The sequence below is a fragment of the Yokenella regensburgei genome (assembly GCF_051486985.1).
In the GTDB taxonomy this organism is placed as follows: domain Bacteria; phylum Pseudomonadota; class Gammaproteobacteria; order Enterobacterales; family Enterobacteriaceae; genus CBFFRJ01.
Genome location: NZ_JAHVDV010000038.1, coordinates 1 through 15,184 on the forward strand (window position 1 = coordinate 1; position 15,184 = coordinate 15,184).

A 15,184-nucleotide genomic window follows, 5' to 3' on the forward strand; every position below is an offset into this window, starting at 1 on the left:
CGGAGGGGATAGCCTGCAGGGATGCAGGCTGGTCCCCGACCCGACAGCACGGCGGCATAAGACGAACGGACCGCGCTGCGGCGATTTTCCTCGCCGGGAGCCCGGGTTGCAAGGGAGGCGGCGGCGAGCCTCCCTTGCACGTTCACGGGGGAGGTGGCTTCAGAGAAAAATGAACTTACGGTGAACGGAACCATTCCACGTAGCCTGCATGGGCTGTTCCACTATCCGCAACAGTCTCTCCTTGAGCAATCGTGCGGAATGTTCCCCTCACCCTGACCCTCTTCCTCAGGGAGAGGAATACTTTGTGACCGCGCACAATTCTCCCTCAGCTCGACCCTCTCCCGCAGGGAGAGAAACAATAAACGTAAGGAGAGAACAAGCCGCCGGACCGCCACCAGGCCCCAGAACGCAAAAAGCCTGCTCAAAGAGCAGGCTTTTTTAATTTGGTCGGTGATAGAGGATTCGAACCTCCGACCCCTTCGTCCCGAACGAAGTGCGCTACCAGGCTGCGCCAATCACCGAATGCGGGGCGCATCTTACTGCCCCGCCCCGCGATCGTCAATCACTTAATGTAAAAAAGCCCGCTGACTGGTGAGAAAGCCATCAGACCCTATTTTGCTGTTTCTGAAGGCAAACGACACCAGTTGTTATTCTCATTAATACCGCCATCTGGCGAGGTATATCCGAGACAACCCATAATGGTATCGTACAGCTCAACATGCCGACGCGGCACCTTCATATCCGCTTCCTGTTTCAGGTGCGCGAACATTTTGGCTTTATCCGGGTCTTCAAGATACTTGTCAGACATCCAGACCATCATCGGTACACGGAACTGCTCAGGCGGAGCCATTTTACGCGGCGTACCATGCAAATGCTCCTTCTCGTTGATGGACTCACCGTGATCAGCCGCATAGAAAACAATCGCTTTTTTGTCGCGGACTTTATCAATTACGCTGTCGATAAAGTGGTCAACATAGGTCACGGAGTTATCAAAGGAGTTAATAAGCTCCTCTTTACTGCACTTATCATCAACGCTGACACACTCCGGCTTCCACTGCGCGAAGCTGCGTGGGTAACGCTGAGTGTAATTAAAGTGCGACCCTTTAGTGTGCATAATAATCAAATGCTTGCCGCCGATATTGTTATCAAGCGAGCGCTGCATTTCATTAATCAGCAGCATGTCATCCACGTTTTTGCCACGGTTACGCGGCTCGGCGCCAATCTGTTCGCGGTAGGCAATGTTGTCCGCCATGGTGTTGCTGTAGAACCACATTTCACTTTGCATCGCATACAGATCAGAAGAGAAACCCAGCTGCTTAAGCACGGCAAATATGTTCTGCTCTTTTAACGTGCGTTGAGGGTTGTCATCTGCCCCGCCCTCGCGCACAAACATACACCGCAGTGACAGCTTGGTGGCGGTGTCACAGGAGTAACCGCGGAAAGCGACCAGGTTTTTCTCCTGCGACAGCTTCGGCGTAGTATTACGCGAATAGCCGAGCATCCCCATATGATCCCAGCGCGTTGTCTCGCCAATCACGAACACCACGAAGGTATCATCAAGCCCTTTTGGGGCGACATAGGTGTATTTTTTAGCAGGGTTAATCAACGATTTATAATCTGAAGATTCATCCACCTGCGCCCAGGCGTACAGTCCAAGCGCTGAAAGCCAGTTGGACGGCAGGTATGAGTTTGCAACCACGCCACCATAACTTGGCATATCCACGCCCGATGTCCGCTCCTCGTGCTTTTGTTGCAAATCCAGCAGGCGAATAGGCCCCCAGACCATCAGTGCCGCAACCATGACCAGCGACAGGCTTCTGACCCGTTGACCCGGCGTGCGGAGCTGGCGCAGCAGCGTGTAGCGTGATTTATTGTTCCAGATAGAGAGCAGCGGTAAGACGCTGACGATGACCACCCACGCAATAAGCTGCCATCCCACCACTTCTTTAGACAGATCGATATCGGTCGTCATCACCGATGCGATAATGCCGTAGCCAATAACCACATTCAAAAACGTCATGTAGTAGCTGGCTGCCGCCGAAAAGATCACTACCAGCGACGCCAGTACGCGCCAGATGCGACGCCCAAATAATGAGAGCATCCGTAATAAAAAGAAGGTCACTAAAACAGTGCCAACCAGTTCAACTACTGCAGAGAGTCCTTTCCAGACAGTAAACGCTTGCGCATAACCGTCAAACCGACGGAAAAAAACTGCGCTATTCATAAATAGGCCGATATACAACGCCAGCAGAAAACTAAGCCTCTGCTGAGTCATTGATTTTATATAACTCATGCAAGCAACCCTGGAAAAAGGGGGGAATAACACCGCCGTGCTTACGCTACTTTTGACGTTCGCAGACAGATACAACGCGGGAAGTTAATTGAGGAACTTCTTATGCGTGGCTAAGTAGACCACAAGGGCGGTAAAAAGTGTCTATCGGTAATGCGATCAGGTCATTTATTTACAAAAATATATGACCGACAGCAGATTATTCGCCATTTAAATCTTTAACAGCATCTCCTCGCTGACTTTTCTTCTCTTCATCGCTTCCCACGGGGCGGTTGCTTGCAGCGAAAATAGTGTCCAAAGCAAGTGCCTGACGCCGCGGCAGGCATAAAAAAGCCGCCAGCAGGAGCGGCGGCTTTTTTGCGGTTCAGCGATTATGCATGTGCATGTTTGTAGACGGTGCGCTGCGGCTGACGAATGGTGGTAGAAAGCGCCAGCGAGAGGATCAGCAGGATGAATATCACGCAGAAGGTCACATAAAAGCCACCGAACAGGGAAGCGATAATGGAGCCGCAAATACTGCCAATCCCGAAGCCCAGATAGATCACGCCATAGTTTTTCGCCAGATTGTTCAGGCCGAAAAATTCGCTGACCAGGGACGGGAACACGGTGATGGTGCCGCCAAAATTAAAGGCTACACAGGCAATCGCGGCAAAAAAGGTTGCAGCATTAAGTGGTGCGAAGAGCAGCGCTGCCATCCCGACCAGGGAAATGACCTGCCCGATAGTGATAACGCGGATACGCGCGATTTTGTCAGACAGGATACCCAGCACCAGACGCCCCGTCAGGTTAGCAATAGAGATCACGGTAACCGCGTTCGCCGCCGTTGCCGCATCAAGACGGACCATGCCCTGCGCGATATCTTTCGCCACGCCAATCACGTAAAGGCCACTCATACAGGCGGTCAGGAACATCACCGCCAGCATCCAGTACTGCGGTTTACGCATGGATTGCGCCAGGGTGAAGTCGTTTTCTACGACACCGTTGACCGACCCCACTTTCTGCTGGGGTGCATCGGTCATCAGCGTTGCGCCGAAAACAATCATGACCAGTACCATCATGCCCCAGATCATAAAGGTTTTTTCCAGGCCGACGGTTGCCAGCAGGTGGCTGTCGATAAATTTGAACCCCAGACTGCCCAGACCATATGAGCCAATAGAGAAGGCGGAAATCAGGCCCTTACGTTCCGGGAACCACTTCACGCAGTTAGAGAGGGTAAGCAAATAACCTGCGCCATCTGCCAGCCCGACCAGGATGCCCGCGCTCAGCCAGAGCATCATCAGATTACTGGAGTGAGCCGTCAGGAAAAAACCGATGCCCAGTAACACGCCGGAAGCCATCGTCACGCGTTTAACCCCAAAACGCTCCTGTAATTTACCCGCAACGGAGGATGAAATCGCAAGGCCAAGACTTAACAAGCCAAAGGAAAACGCCACCTGGCTGACCGGCTCGTCGAGCTTCTCCGCCAGCGCGCTATTGAACAGGCTCCAGGTGTAAACCGATCCCAATGCAAATTGCGTAATGATGGTGCCGACAAGGGTTAGCCAGCGAGTACGGTGAGAAGAAGGTGTTTTCATGGCAGTTGTCCTGCAGAAGAAAGTAAAGGAATTCACTGCCAACAACGATAACGAAGCGCACGCCATGCCAGGGCTAAAAAGGCATGAAATGCGGCGGAGAAGGAATGAAATGCATCTGAGAGGGAATGAATGGCACGACGAATTATCATTGCCATGAATTTATAATGTAAGTTAGCACGCACTATCAGCCTGAGGGGCGGCAGCATTGTTTAATATTTGTAAAACTGCGCGCTAAAGGATTAAAAGCGTGCGCTGACGCCCATGCTGTAAAGGTAATTTTGCCCGAGCATCCAGTTTTCTGATTGAGACATCGAGGCATAAGCCGCCAGATGCTGATTAAGCAGCATATCTGCCCCTAATGTAACATCCATCCAGTTACCATACTGGTTGGCGGCGGAGAGACGATTCAGGCCGGACTGAATTTTCCAGACATTTTCCCCAAACTGCTGGTTATAGCTGATTTGTGCCCAGGGACGTAGATCGCCAATTTGCGTATCGACACGCCACCCCAGAGAGCTGACGCTGGCATGCCAGAGCGGATCGCTGTAGTGGTTATTCACTACGCTGTCGCCAAACTCATTGTACGTTGAGGTAGCAGAACCGTCGTAATGCCAGGTCGCGACCGGTCCTGTGACCACCCCTTTCATCAGAGGAATATTCCAGCCCACGCTCAGGGTGCTGGTCGCATCCATAGGGGTGCTGTCCGGTAAATTGAACGTCATACCGGGGCTGTTTTGGGAGGAGCGAATTCGCTCTTCGAGGATATCGTCGTAACGTGGCTGGTGATCGCTGTCCCAGGTATAACGTTCCGCCATATTATTGTGCAGGTCAGGGGCGATATATTCTTGCTGCCAGGCAAATACCGAATGGCTAAAAAGCAGGCAAGCAGGTGCCACTGCCAGGAAACGGCCACTGTACTTTCTTTTCATTAACGCGACTCCAGAAGAGAGCCGAATTCGGCATAGTTGTTATCGTTTTATGAATAGTGTGGACGGGTAAAATCCCTTAATTAACTATTGTCTTTTTAACAGGTACGTCAAGGTTCACACTCATATTAGTTTGATCAAAATCAGCAACGGAGAAGGATATGCAACGCTGCGGCTGGGTAACTCAGGATCCCCTTTATCTCGCTTACCACGACACCGAGTGGGGGGTGCCACAACGGGACGGGCAAAAACTCTTTGAGATGATCTGCCTGGAAGGGCAGCAGGCGGGATTATCATGGATAACGGTGCTCAAAAAACGTGAAAACTACCGCAAATGCTTCTATCAGTTTGACCCGCACCGTGTTGCGGCAATGGGAGCTGATGATGTGGAACGGCTGATGCTGGACGCGGGGATCATCCGCCATCGCGGAAAAATCGAGGCCATCATAGGTAACGCACGCGCCTACCTTACGATGGAGCAAAACGGTGAGCCTTTTCGCGAATTTGTCTGGTCATTTGTTAACAATGAGCCTCAATTGACCACCGCCACCTCGCTCAGTGAATTACCGACCTCCACCTCAATGTCGGATGCTCTCTCCAAAGCGTTAAAAAAACGCGGCTTTAAGTTTGTCGGCACCACTATTTGTTACTCCTTTATGCAGGCCTGCGGTCTGGTGAACGACCATATTGCAGGCTGTATCTGCCACCCCGGAGGAAAGCATGATCCGCAAATGGCAAAATAGCGATCTCACCCCTCTTCTCACGCTGTGGCTGGAGAGCACCACCTTTGCACATCCTTTTATTGCCGAAACGTACTGGCTGGATAGCGTAAAGCTGGTACGCGAGGTCTATCTGCCGGGCGCGCAGACGTGGGTCTGGGAGGAGGATAGCAGGCCTGAAGGGTTTATCAGCATCATGGAGACGCAGTTTGTCGGTGCGCTTTTCGTCCGACCGTCGGCGCTCAGGCGCGGCATTGGAAAAGCGCTGCTTGAACATGTCAAACAGCGCTTTAGTGCCTTAAGCCTTGAGGTCTATCAGAAAAACGAAAGGGCGGTGAATTTCTATCATGCCCAGGGCTTTCGCATAGAAGACAGCGCCTGGCAGGATGATACCCAGTCCCCGACGTGGATCATGAACTGGCAGGCGGATCAAACGCCGTCAGCGTAAGCACAGGCCCGGTGTACTTCTCTAACCAGGCCAGGGCTGTATTTCCCGCGCAGCCATTCCCCAGCTTCGAGCTGGGGAGATCTTTCGTCAGTACGTTAACCGCACCGTTTTTACAAATTCCACCTTCGGCACGATCAAGGTCTGGCCATGCCCCCTGGTGAATACAGATAACACCAGGTTTAATGCCTTCACTTACCACCGCCCCCGCCAGCACCTGCCCACGCCGGTTCCAGACACGCACCAGATCGCCATCGGCAATTCCGCGCGCCTTCGCATCGCTGGGGTGTAACGTCACCGGCTCACGCCCCGCCACGGCATACTGCTCACGCAAAGAGGAGTAGTTCAGCTGGCTGTGCAGGCGGTGTGCCGGGTGGGCCGAGAGCACCTGGAGTTGTCCATCCTCGGCGTTGCCATGCCACTCATCTGGCTCAAGCCACATCGGATGTGGCGGGCAGTCAGCGTAGCCAAACCCGGCGATGCGCGCGGAGTAAATTTCAATTTTCCCACTGTCGGTTTTCAGTGGATGTGCCTGCGGGTCGCGGCGGAAATCAGCAAAACGGACAAAGGTCGCGTTCTGCGCGTTCTCAGGCATTTCAATAATGGCATTGTCTTCCCAGAACTGCGCAAAGGGTGGCAAGGTCACGCCCTGCGCCGCGCCGCGCTGCTCCGCTATCTTGTAGAAGGTTTCAAGCCACTGCAGATCCGTTTTCCCTTCGGTGAAGCGTTCGCGTCCGCCCGGCTCCCACAGTTCGCTGAGAGAAGCAAAGACCTCAAAGTCATCACGCGCTTCCCCCTGGGGGGCAACCACCCGTTTCATTGGCACCATGTGCTGGTTGCTGTAATCCCCGGTCATGGTCATATCGTTGCGTTCAAACGAGGTGGTGGCAGGCAACACGATGTCGGCATGTTTCGCCGCCGCCGTCCAGAAGCATTCGGAAATTACAATCAGCTCCGGCTTCTGCCAGGCACGGATCAGACGGTTGGTATCCTGATGATGGGTAAAGTTGGCGCCACCCGCCCACCAGATAAATTTAATATCCGGGAAATGTCGATCCATTCCGTTGTGCTGATAAAAAGCACCGGGCTTTTCCAGCGCTTCAATGATGCGCGCCACCGGGATTTTTTCGACCGCCTCAATGCCCCCTTTCACTGCCCCTTGCATAGAGGCCAGCACCGCCGCGCGCCGCGTGGGGTTGCCGCCATTGGCAAAGTGATAAGAAAGCCCAAACCCGGTTCCTGGCAGGCCAATCTGCCCCAGCATGGCGGCGAGCGTCACCAGCATCCAGTGTTTTTGCTCACCGAACTGCTGACGCTGCATGCCCCAGCCGGACATCAACATCGTCTTGTTTTCGTGGAAAAGTTTTGCCAGTTCGCGGATTTTCGCCGCTGAAATGCCGCAAATATCGGCCGCCCATTCGGCTGTTTTAGCAACCCCATCACTTCTGCCGGTCAGGTACTGCGCAAAGAGGGGGTAACCTTCAGTACAGCGATGCAGGAAGTCATCATCCTGCCAGCCGTTTTCCACCAGCGTATGGGCAATGCCCAGCATCATCGCAACGTCAGTACCCATATGCGGAGCCAGCCATTCAACGCTGTCGCCAAGAAAGTCGACGGTTTCCGATCGCATGGGATCAATGCAGATCAGCCGCTTACCGCTTTTACGCAGTGCTTCAAAATAGGGAATACCCTGCTCGTCGCTGGCGTTCCAGGCAATTTTCAGGGTGTTGAGCGGGTTGGCGCTCCAGAGCACGACCACCTCGGCGTGTTCCAGCACCAGGGGCCAGCTGGTCTGCTGCTGATAAACCTCATTTCCCCCGACCACGTAAGGCATGATCGCCTGCGCCGCCCCGGTGGAGTAATCCCCCAGATGGCCGGTGTAACCTCCTGCAAGGCTCATATAACGCTGCAGTAACGTAGCGGCTTTGTGCAACACGCCATTGGATCGCCAGCCGTAAGAACCGGCAAAAATCGACGCCGGGCCATGCTGCTCGCGGATGCGTTTATGCTGCTGATGAATCAGCCTGAGCGCGTCGTCCCAGGAGACACGGACAAACTCATCTTCCCCACGAATACCCTGCGGGCTCGCCGGGGAGGCCAGAAAACCTTTACGCACCATCGGGAAACGCACGCGGGTTTTGCTGTGAACCTGGTCACGCACCGCAGTTTGTAGTGAATTTGGATGGTCAGTCGGTAATGCGCCGCGTGAGGAAAATACCGTTTCGCCGTCAGTGTCGACCAGCATTGGCCCCCAGTGGGCAGCCGTCAGAATTGTTTGAACTACAGAGTTTGCCAAAGCGCGCTCCTGGTGCATGCAGGTGATGACCGCGTATATGCCGCAGTCTTATGAAGGATGAAAGTCGTGCTCTATCATCCACAGGCACGGGCAATTGGCAAAGAATTAAACGTCATGACGGTAACGCACATGGCGATAAGCGGGATTTCCTCCTTGCCTGCACCAATTTTCGCGCTATGGTGTGGTCACATTCTTCAGGCGAGGGAAGCATTCATGGCAAAAACGACGCGCCCGACCATCAGCGATGTCGCAAAAGCGGCGAAAACGGGCAAAACCAGTATTTCACGCTATCTGAACGGCGAAAAACACCTGCTGTCAGAGGCGCTGCTGGCGCGTATTGAAGCCGCGATTGCTGAACTCGACTATCGTCCAAGCCTGATGGCCCGCGGGCTAAAGCATGGGCGCACCCGCCTGATTGGTTTAATCATCGCCGACATCACGAATCCGTACTCAGTGCACGTACTGAGCGGCATCGAAGCCGCCTGTCGTGAAATGGGCTTCACGCCGCTGGTCTGTAATACCAACAATGAAATCAACCAGGAGCTGCACTACCTCGATTTGCTGCGAAGCTACCAGGTGGAAGGCATTGTGGTCAACGCCGTTGGCATGCGTGAAGAGGGGCTGAACCGCCTGCAACAATCCTCCCTGCCGATGGTGCTGATTGACCGTAAAATCCCCGATTTCGCCTGTGATGTGGTCGGACTGGATAACACCCAGGCGGCCACCACCGCCACCGAGCACCTGGTTGAACAGGGTTTTGAGGCGCTGCTGTTTCTGAGCGAGCCGCTGGGCACCGTCAATACCCGTCGCGAGCGGTTGTCTGCCTTTCGCGCTACGCTTGCCCGCTACCCCGGTGTGGTGGCCGAAAACGCCGAAGTGCCGCTACACGAAGCAGAACAGATGGATAACACCCTGCGCCAGTTTCACACCCGCTATCGCGGGATGCGCAAAGCGGTTATCTCTGCCAATGGTGCACTGACTCTGCAGGTCGCCCGTTCACTGAAACGTATTGGCCTGCACTGGGGCAGTGACATCGGTCTGCTTGGGTTCGATGAGCTGGAGTGGGCGGAGCTGGCAGGTGTTGGGATCACCACCTTAAAGCAGCCGACCTGGCAGATTGGCTATGCCGCCGTTGAACAGGTCGTGCAACGTATTGAGGGTAAAAGCGATACCGTGCGTGAGCGGGTATTTTCAGGCGAACTCATCGTCCGTGGCTCCACGGCACGATAATTAACCTTCGTGATGACGATCATAAATTCAACATAGTGACCTTTTCTTTGGAACCGGTTCCATCTAGCGTTAAAGGCAGATGCAGTCTTTAACTTTGAGGAAGCCGGAAGATGAAAAGAAAAATCATCGTGGTCACCGCCGCCTACGGCAACGAACAGATTCGCGCGCTCGGTGGGCAGCTTGCTGTTCTGCCGATCATCGCCGAAGCGGGCGCTGACGGCGTGGAAATTCGTCGTGAACTGCTGAGTCCGAAAGAGCTCAGCCACCTGGCCTCACTCTCCTTTGCTATCGAAGCCCATAACCTGCTGGCCTGTTACTCCGCACCCGAGCCATTGTGCCTGCAAGATGGCTCGCTGAACCCACGCCTCCCTGACCTGCTGGAAGAAGCCCGCACCCTGAAGGCGCAGTGGCTGAAAGTCTCGCTGGGCCACTACCAGCAAAAAGCAGCGCTCGAGCAGCTGTGCGACTGGCTGGAAGAGAGCGGTATGGCGCTGGTGGTGGAAAACGATCAGACCGAATGCGGACAGCTTGCCCCGATGCAGCGTTTTAAAGCCGCCTGCAGCGTACTCAAACTCCCGGTCACGCTGACGTTCGACACCGGTAACTGGCTATGGGTCGGCGATTCACCGGAAGAGGCTGCGCGCCAGCTTGCTCCTGCCGTGAGCTATATTCATGTTAAGGCCGCGGTGCCACATCAGGAAAAGTTTCGCGCAGTGGCCCCCGACAAGGCCGATGACCGCTGGCTCGCATTGCTGGATCAGCTGCCGCCCGATGCCCCACGCGGCATTGAGTTTCCGCTCGAAGGAGGCGACCTGACCGCCGTCACCCGCCACTACGTTAACCTGTTGCGTGAGGAGTAACGCCATGCACAACCCGCTTGATGTCATTACCATTGGCGAAGCCATGGCCATGTTCGTTGCCACCGACACCGGCGACCTGGCCGATGCCGAACACTTTGTGAAGCGCGTGGCGGGCGCAGAGCTGAATGTCGCTACCGGGCTGGCCCGCCTGGGCATGAACGTGAGCTGGGTAAGCCGCGTGGGTGATGACAGCTTTGGTCGTTTCGTCCTGAATTCGTTGAAAAAAGAGAAGATTGATGCCAGCGGCGTCACCGTGGATTGCCGCTTCGCAACCGGCTATCAGCTGAAATCGAAAGCCGAAAATGGAACCGATCCCATCGTGGAGTATTTCCGCAAAGGGTCTGCTGCAAGTCATCTCTCCACCGACGATTTTGATGCTGCCGTCTTCCTGCGGGCGCGTCATTTGCATCTGAGTGGCGTGGCGGCGGCACTCTCTTCCACCTCTTATGTCCTGCTGGAACATGCGGCAGCAACCATGAAAGCGCAGGGCAAAACGATTTCCTTTGATCCGAATCTGCGTCCGGTGCTGTGGAAAAGTGAAGCCGAGATGGTGGAGAAATTAAATCGCCTCGCCTTCCAGGCCGACTGGGTGCTGCCAGGGCTGAAAGAGGGGGTCATCCTCACCGGACAGCAAACGCCGGAGGGTATTGCTGATTTCTATCTTGAACGCGGCGTAAAAGCGGTGGTGATAAAAACCGGTCCGGACGGCGCCTGGTATAAAACCGCCAGCGGTGAACAGGGAGTGGTCGCACCGGTGAAGGTGGACAACGTGGTGGACACCGTAGGCGCGGGAGATGGGTTTGCCGTTGGCGTCATCAGCGCGCTGCTTGAAGGCAAAACGCTGCATCAGGCCGTAGAGCGCGGTAACAAAATTGGCGCTCTGGCCATCCAGGTACTGGGTGACAGCGAAGGGCTGCCCACGCGGGAACAACTGGGGGAATGACGCGTTTACACCCTCACCCTAACCCTCTCCCTCAAGGGAGAGGGAATGTTTTCCCCCTCGCCCCTCTGGGGAGAGGGCCGGGGTGAGGGGGACACCTACTCACCAAAAAACACTGCCACCCGACCCTACATCCGGCGGCACAAACCTCAACCATAGAGGCTCTCTTATGAAAAGCTCGACAAATGCAGCAAAACGCTGGCTTTACATTATGCCGATTGTTTTCATCACCTACAGTCTGGCCTACCTTGATCGCGCAAACTTCAGTTTCGCTTCCGCTGCCGGTATTAACGACGACCTGGGGATCACGAAAGGGGTCTCCTCGCTGTTAGGCGCCCTGTTCTTCCTCGGCTATTTCTTCTTCCAGATCCCCGGCGCGATTTATGCAGAGCGTCGCAGCGTCCGTAAGCTTATCTTCGTCTGCCTGATCCTCTGGGGAGGGTGCGCCTCTCTCACCGGGATGGTTAACAATATTCCTATGCTTGCCGCCATTCGTTTTATTCTTGGGGTGGTGGAAGCGGCGGTCATGCCAGCAATGCTGATTTACATCAGCAGCTGGTTTACCAAATCGGAACGCTCACGTGCCAACACCTTCCTGATCCTGGGTAACCCGGTCACCGTACTGTGGATGTCGGTGGTTTCCGGCTATCTGATTCAGGCGCTTGGCTGGCGTGAAATGTTCATTATCGAGGGGGTTCCGGCCATCATCTGGGCCTTCGCCTGGTGGATGCTGGTTCGTGATAAACCGGCGCAGGTAGGCTGGTTATCTGCCGATGAAAAGTCTGCGCTGCAGGCACAACTGGATCAGGAACAACAGGGTATTAAAGCAGTACGTAACTACGGTGAAGCCTTCCGCTCCCGTAACGTTATCCTGCTGTGTATGCAGTATTTTGCCTGGAGTATTGGTGTATACGGCTTCGTACTGTGGCTGCCGTCCATTCTGCGCAACGGTGGAACGAATCTCGGTATGGTGGAAGTGGGCTGGCTCTCCTCCGTCCCCTATCTGGCCGCGACCATTGCCATGATCCTTGCCTCATGGGCTTCTGACAAACTGCAAAACCGTAAGCTGTTTGTCTGGCCACTGTTGCTGATTGGCGGGCTGGCCTTTATCGGCTCCTGGGCCGTGGGCGCTGACCACTTCTGGGTTTCCTATACCCTGCTGGTGGTGGCAGGTGCTGCAATGTACGCCCCCTACGGCCCCTTCTTTGCCATCATCCCCGAGATGCTGCCGCGTAACGTGGCGGGCGGCGCAATGGCACTCATCAATAGTATGGGGGCGCTCGGTTCGTTCTTTGGCTCCTGGTTTGTCGGCTACCTCAATGGCGCCACCGGTAGCCCGTCTGCGTCGTACATTTTTATGGGGGTGGCGCTTTTTGCCTCTGTATGGCTTACTTTAATTGTTAAGCCCACTTCAGTTAGCGATAAAACGATTTCAACGGGCGCACGACACGCCTGAATCATCACGAGGGAGAATTCATGAAGCCGTCCATTATCCTGTACAAAGCATTGCCTGAAGATTTACAACGCCGTCTGGAAGAACATTTCACCCTCACGCAGGTACCGAACCTGCGTCCTGAAACCGTGGAACAGTACGCCGATGCGTTTGCGAATGCCGAGGGTTTGCTGGGTTCCAGTGAGAAGGTGGGAAGTGCGCTGCTGGAGAAGATGCCGAAGCTGCGTGCCGCCTCCACTATCTCTGTTGGCTATGACGCCTTCGATATGGACGCGCTGAATGCGAAAAAGATTGTGTTAATGCATACCCCGACCGTGCTGACCGAAACCGTGGCCGATACCATTATGGCGCTGGTGCTCAGCTCCGCTCGTCGGGTGGTGGAAGTGGCCGAGCGCGTGAAAAAGGGCGAATGGACCAAAGGCATTGGGCCGGATTGGTTTGGGGTCGATGTGCATCACAAAACGGTCGGTATTGTGGGCATGGGGCGTATTGGTCTGGCGGTGGCCCAGCGCGCCCACCTGGGTTTTGGCATGCCGGTTCTTTATCACGCACGCCGCCAGCATGAAGAGGCGGAAACCCGCTTTCAGGCGCGTTACTGCGATCTTGATACCCTGTTAAAAGAGTCTGATTTTGTGGTGCTGGTTCTGCCTTACACCGAAGAGACACACCACCTGATTAATGCAGAGAAGTTTGCCCTCATGAAATCGTCCGCCATCTTCGTCAACGCCGGGCGTGGTCCGGTGGTCGACGAAAATGCCCTGATCGAGGCACTGAAAGAGGGTGAAATTCATGCCGCCGGGCTGGATGTGTTTGAGAAAGAGCCCTTACCTGCTGACTCTCCGCTGCTCACGCTGCCAAATGTAGTCGCACTGCCGCACATTGGCTCCGCCACGCATGAAACGCGTTACGGTATGGCAGCCTGCGCCGTCGATAATCTCATTGATGCCCTTAGCGGCAACATTGAGAAGAACTGCGTGAATCCTGACGTAGCAAAATAATTACGCAGGCATAAAAAAAGAGGCGACAGGGTCGCCTCTTTTTTATTGTCGCAGCGCTTACTGCGTGGCGCTCACGGTGGCCGTCCATGCCTGGGTGAACGCCTGGTGCTGAGCAGCAAGCGGCCCAATCAGCGTGTTATACTGGCTCGCCTGCTGTGAGGTCGGGAACTGAATACCGTTTGCAACAAAGCTGACCTGCGTACCCTGTTGCGCAATGAAATCACCAACCTGCACAAGCTGCTGCGTGAAGATTTGCGCCGCCGGGATCAGCGGTTGCAGCGCGTTAGCCGGGTTGGTGACCACCTTCGAATATATTTTATCAAAGACAGGTTTGAGATCGTCTGCCTGTTTCAGCGCAGAGTGCGCGGCATCTGCCTGCATTTTTGCATTTTGCAGCTGCTGGCTCAGCACACCCAGAGAGCCATTGGCCTGACGCAGCGGTTCACGCTGAGTGACATAATCCTGCGGCACACGGATCGCGTTAACGCTATCCACAACCGGACGCAAACCTGAATCCATCGCCTGGTTCACCTGTTGGGAGTAACCATACAGGATTGCATAATCGGACACGAACGGACCAAATTGTTTTTTCTGGTCAGCCGTCAGCGCGGGAAGACGTTCGCTGCTGCGCATTGCGCTATTTTGCAGGAAATCGATAAACGCTTTGCGCTGATCGCCTTCTTTATCAAAGCACCCACTCAGTCCAACTACCATCAGTAACGCCGCAAGTGGCGCAAACCAGCGAGAACAGGACGTTCCTGTCGCCATTTTAAACTCCTTTAACCCATATAAAACAAAGACGGCACCCGCGTGCCCAACGCTGACAAGGATAGTCCAGGACGGCCTCAGAGGATACCCTTTTCCTTCTATTCTTATTGACGAAACCACTACAACATCGACGCGCAGAATATAGTCCTGGCTTATGCGACTTTTTGCTAACTATTTACAAAAAAATACGGACTTAACACAGATTGTTCTTAATCAAGTAATTAAGATGCAGCGAAACGTTTGAATATGCATTCTGAAGACATCAAAAGGTCCTTAGCCTGCAATATATCTCTGTTAAGACCCTCCACACGCTGTTTTACCGACTATTCTTACTCATGCTGTATCTCTATCCGCTGTGTGATTTTGAGGAGTTCTCAATGGAGAATAAAGATCCGATGTTTGAGCTGCTAAGCAGTCTGGAACAGATTGTTTTTAAAAAAGATGTAACGCAAGCGGTAACCCTTACCCAGAAGGCGAATACATTCAATGAATTGGAACAACTACGCCGTGGTACTGGGTTGAAGTTAGACGACTTTGCTCGTGCAATGGGAGTGACGGTAACGATGGTCCAGGAATGGGAATCGAAACGCGTACGTCCCTCAGCAACCGAGATGAAACTGATGCGCCTGATCCACTCGAACCCGACGCTCAGTAAGCAGTTGATGGAATAAAAGTAGTACGTCAG

Annotated in this window: 14 protein-coding genes and 1 tRNA gene; 9 read left to right on the top strand and 6 right to left on the bottom strand. The window is 54.3% G+C overall.

All coding sequences use genetic code 11. The features are described 5' to 3' along the window. Window positions 1-444 precede the first annotated feature (444 nt). From KXR87_RS20580 to KXR87_RS20590, 3 genes are all read right to left on the bottom strand, one after another. Window positions 445-521, bottom strand: a tRNA-Pro gene (locus KXR87_RS20580). 89 nt (window positions 522-610) lie between these two features. Further along, the gene (gene eptB, locus KXR87_RS20585) at window positions 611-2,293 is read right to left on the bottom strand and encodes a kdo(2)-lipid A phosphoethanolamine 7''-transferase (RefSeq protein WP_437434076.1); all 1,683 of its coding nucleotides are present in this window, start codon (window positions 2,291-2,293) and stop codon (window positions 611-613) included. Window positions 2,294-2,661: 368 nt separating this feature from the next. Beyond that, window positions 2,662-3,864 (bottom strand): L-lactate MFS transporter, encoded by a 1,203-nt coding sequence (locus KXR87_RS20590; protein WP_437434077.1) that lies wholly within the window; start codon window positions 3,862-3,864, stop codon window positions 2,662-2,664. On the opposite strand from KXR87_RS20590, the gene KXR87_RS20595 reads away from it, so the two are divergent. Further along, the gene (locus KXR87_RS20595; protein WP_437434078.1) at window positions 3,863-4,021 is read left to right on the top strand and encodes a hypothetical protein; all 159 of its coding nucleotides are present in this window, start codon (window positions 3,863-3,865) and stop codon (window positions 4,019-4,021) included. The two genes, KXR87_RS20590 and KXR87_RS20595, sit on opposite strands and share 2 nt — an antisense overlap. A gap of 82 nt (window positions 4,022-4,103) precedes the next feature. On the opposite strand, the gene KXR87_RS20600 is transcribed toward KXR87_RS20595, so the two are convergent. Then, window positions 4,104-4,793: an autotransporter domain-containing protein gene (locus tag KXR87_RS20600; RefSeq protein WP_437434079.1), complete on the bottom strand. Its 690-nt coding sequence runs from the start codon at window positions 4,791-4,793 to the stop codon at window positions 4,104-4,106. A gap of 158 nt (window positions 4,794-4,951) precedes the next feature. Between KXR87_RS20600 and tag the strand changes: the two genes are divergently transcribed. Both tag and KXR87_RS20610 read left to right on the top strand, forming a co-directional pair. After that, complete coding sequence (gene tag / locus KXR87_RS20605) at window positions 4,952-5,533, top strand: DNA-3-methyladenine glycosylase I (RefSeq protein WP_437434080.1); 582 nt, start codon at window positions 4,952-4,954, stop codon at window positions 5,531-5,533. Beyond that, on the top strand, window positions 5,511-5,957 hold the full coding sequence (locus KXR87_RS20610; RefSeq protein WP_437434081.1) for an N-acetyltransferase: 447 nt from the start codon (window positions 5,511-5,513) through the stop codon (window positions 5,955-5,957). The genes tag and KXR87_RS20610 overlap by 23 nt, the downstream gene beginning before the upstream one ends. Here the strand turns inward: KXR87_RS20610 and KXR87_RS20615 are convergent. Continuing rightward, window positions 5,920-8,268 carry a molybdopterin guanine dinucleotide-containing S/N-oxide reductase gene (locus KXR87_RS20615; RefSeq protein WP_437434082.1) on the bottom strand — a complete coding sequence of 783 codons (2,349 nt, stop codon included), beginning with the start codon at window positions 8,266-8,268 and terminating at the stop codon, window positions 5,920-5,922. The two genes, KXR87_RS20610 and KXR87_RS20615, sit on opposite strands and share 38 nt — an antisense overlap. Before the next feature lie 195 nt (window positions 8,269-8,463). Between KXR87_RS20615 and KXR87_RS20620 the strand changes: the two genes are divergently transcribed. From KXR87_RS20620 to ghrB, 5 genes are all read left to right on the top strand, one after another. Beyond that, the gene (locus tag KXR87_RS20620) at window positions 8,464-9,480 is read left to right on the top strand and encodes a LacI family DNA-binding transcriptional regulator (protein ID WP_437434083.1); all 1,017 of its coding nucleotides are present in this window, start codon (window positions 8,464-8,466) and stop codon (window positions 9,478-9,480) included. Between the two features lie 110 nt (window positions 9,481-9,590). After that, window positions 9,591-10,340, top strand: a complete 750-nt coding sequence (locus KXR87_RS20625; protein WP_437434084.1) for a sugar phosphate isomerase/epimerase family protein — start codon at window positions 9,591-9,593, stop codon at window positions 10,338-10,340. 4 nt (window positions 10,341-10,344) lie between these two features. Further along, complete coding sequence (locus KXR87_RS20630; RefSeq protein WP_437434085.1) at window positions 10,345-11,283, top strand: sugar kinase; 939 nt, start codon at window positions 10,345-10,347, stop codon at window positions 11,281-11,283. Window positions 11,284-11,449: 166 nt separating this feature from the next. Further along, entirely contained in the window at window positions 11,450-12,736 is a 1,287-nt protein-coding gene (locus KXR87_RS20635; protein ID WP_437434086.1) for an MFS transporter, read from the top strand. 20 nt (window positions 12,737-12,756) lie between these two features. Beyond that, window positions 12,757-13,731, top strand: coding sequence for a glyoxylate/hydroxypyruvate reductase GhrB (ghrB, locus tag KXR87_RS20640; protein ID WP_437434087.1), 975 nt, complete (start codon window positions 12,757-12,759; stop codon window positions 13,729-13,731). Between the two features lie 57 nt (window positions 13,732-13,788). Here ghrB and KXR87_RS20645 read toward each other — a convergent pair whose 3' ends face one another. Then, complete coding sequence (locus KXR87_RS20645; protein WP_437434088.1) at window positions 13,789-14,499, bottom strand: DUF3053 domain-containing protein; 711 nt, start codon at window positions 14,497-14,499, stop codon at window positions 13,789-13,791. A gap of 377 nt (window positions 14,500-14,876) precedes the next feature. Between KXR87_RS20645 and KXR87_RS20650 the strand changes: the two genes are divergently transcribed. After that, window positions 14,877-15,170, top strand: a complete 294-nt coding sequence (locus tag KXR87_RS20650; RefSeq protein WP_437434089.1) for an HTH-type transcriptional regulator — start codon at window positions 14,877-14,879, stop codon at window positions 15,168-15,170. Window positions 15,171-15,184 lie beyond the last annotated feature (14 nt).

Coding starts and splice junctions, on each gene's coding strand:
- eptB (WP_437434076.1), bottom strand. CDS start 2,293: ATGAGTTATATAAAATCAATGACTCAGCAGAGGCTTAGTTTTCTGCTG.
- KXR87_RS20595 (WP_437434078.1), top strand. CDS start 3,863: ATGGCAGTTGTCCTGCAGAAGAAAGTAAAGGAATTCACTGCCAACAAC.
- KXR87_RS20590 (WP_437434077.1), bottom strand. CDS start 3,864: ATGAAAACACCTTCTTCTCACCGTACTCGCTGGCTAACCCTTGTCGGC.
- KXR87_RS20600 (WP_437434079.1), bottom strand. CDS start 4,793: ATGAAAAGAAAGTACAGTGGCCGTTTCCTGGCAGTGGCACCTGCTTGC.
- tag (WP_437434080.1), top strand. CDS start 4,952: ATGCAACGCTGCGGCTGGGTAACTCAGGATCCCCTTTATCTCGCTTAC.
- KXR87_RS20610 (WP_437434081.1), top strand. CDS start 5,511: ATGATCCGCAAATGGCAAAATAGCGATCTCACCCCTCTTCTCACGCTG.
- KXR87_RS20615 (WP_437434082.1), bottom strand. CDS start 8,268: ATGCACCAGGAGCGCGCTTTGGCAAACTCTGTAGTTCAAACAATTCTG.
- KXR87_RS20620 (WP_437434083.1), top strand. CDS start 8,464: ATGGCAAAAACGACGCGCCCGACCATCAGCGATGTCGCAAAAGCGGCG.
- KXR87_RS20625 (WP_437434084.1), top strand. CDS start 9,591: ATGAAAAGAAAAATCATCGTGGTCACCGCCGCCTACGGCAACGAACAG.
- KXR87_RS20630 (WP_437434085.1), top strand. CDS start 10,345: ATGCACAACCCGCTTGATGTCATTACCATTGGCGAAGCCATGGCCATG.
- KXR87_RS20635 (WP_437434086.1), top strand. CDS start 11,450: ATGAAAAGCTCGACAAATGCAGCAAAACGCTGGCTTTACATTATGCCG.
- ghrB (WP_437434087.1), top strand. CDS start 12,757: ATGAAGCCGTCCATTATCCTGTACAAAGCATTGCCTGAAGATTTACAA.
- KXR87_RS20645 (WP_437434088.1), bottom strand. CDS start 14,499: ATGGCGACAGGAACGTCCTGTTCTCGCTGGTTTGCGCCACTTGCGGCG.
- KXR87_RS20650 (WP_437434089.1), top strand. CDS start 14,877: ATGGAGAATAAAGATCCGATGTTTGAGCTGCTAAGCAGTCTGGAACAG.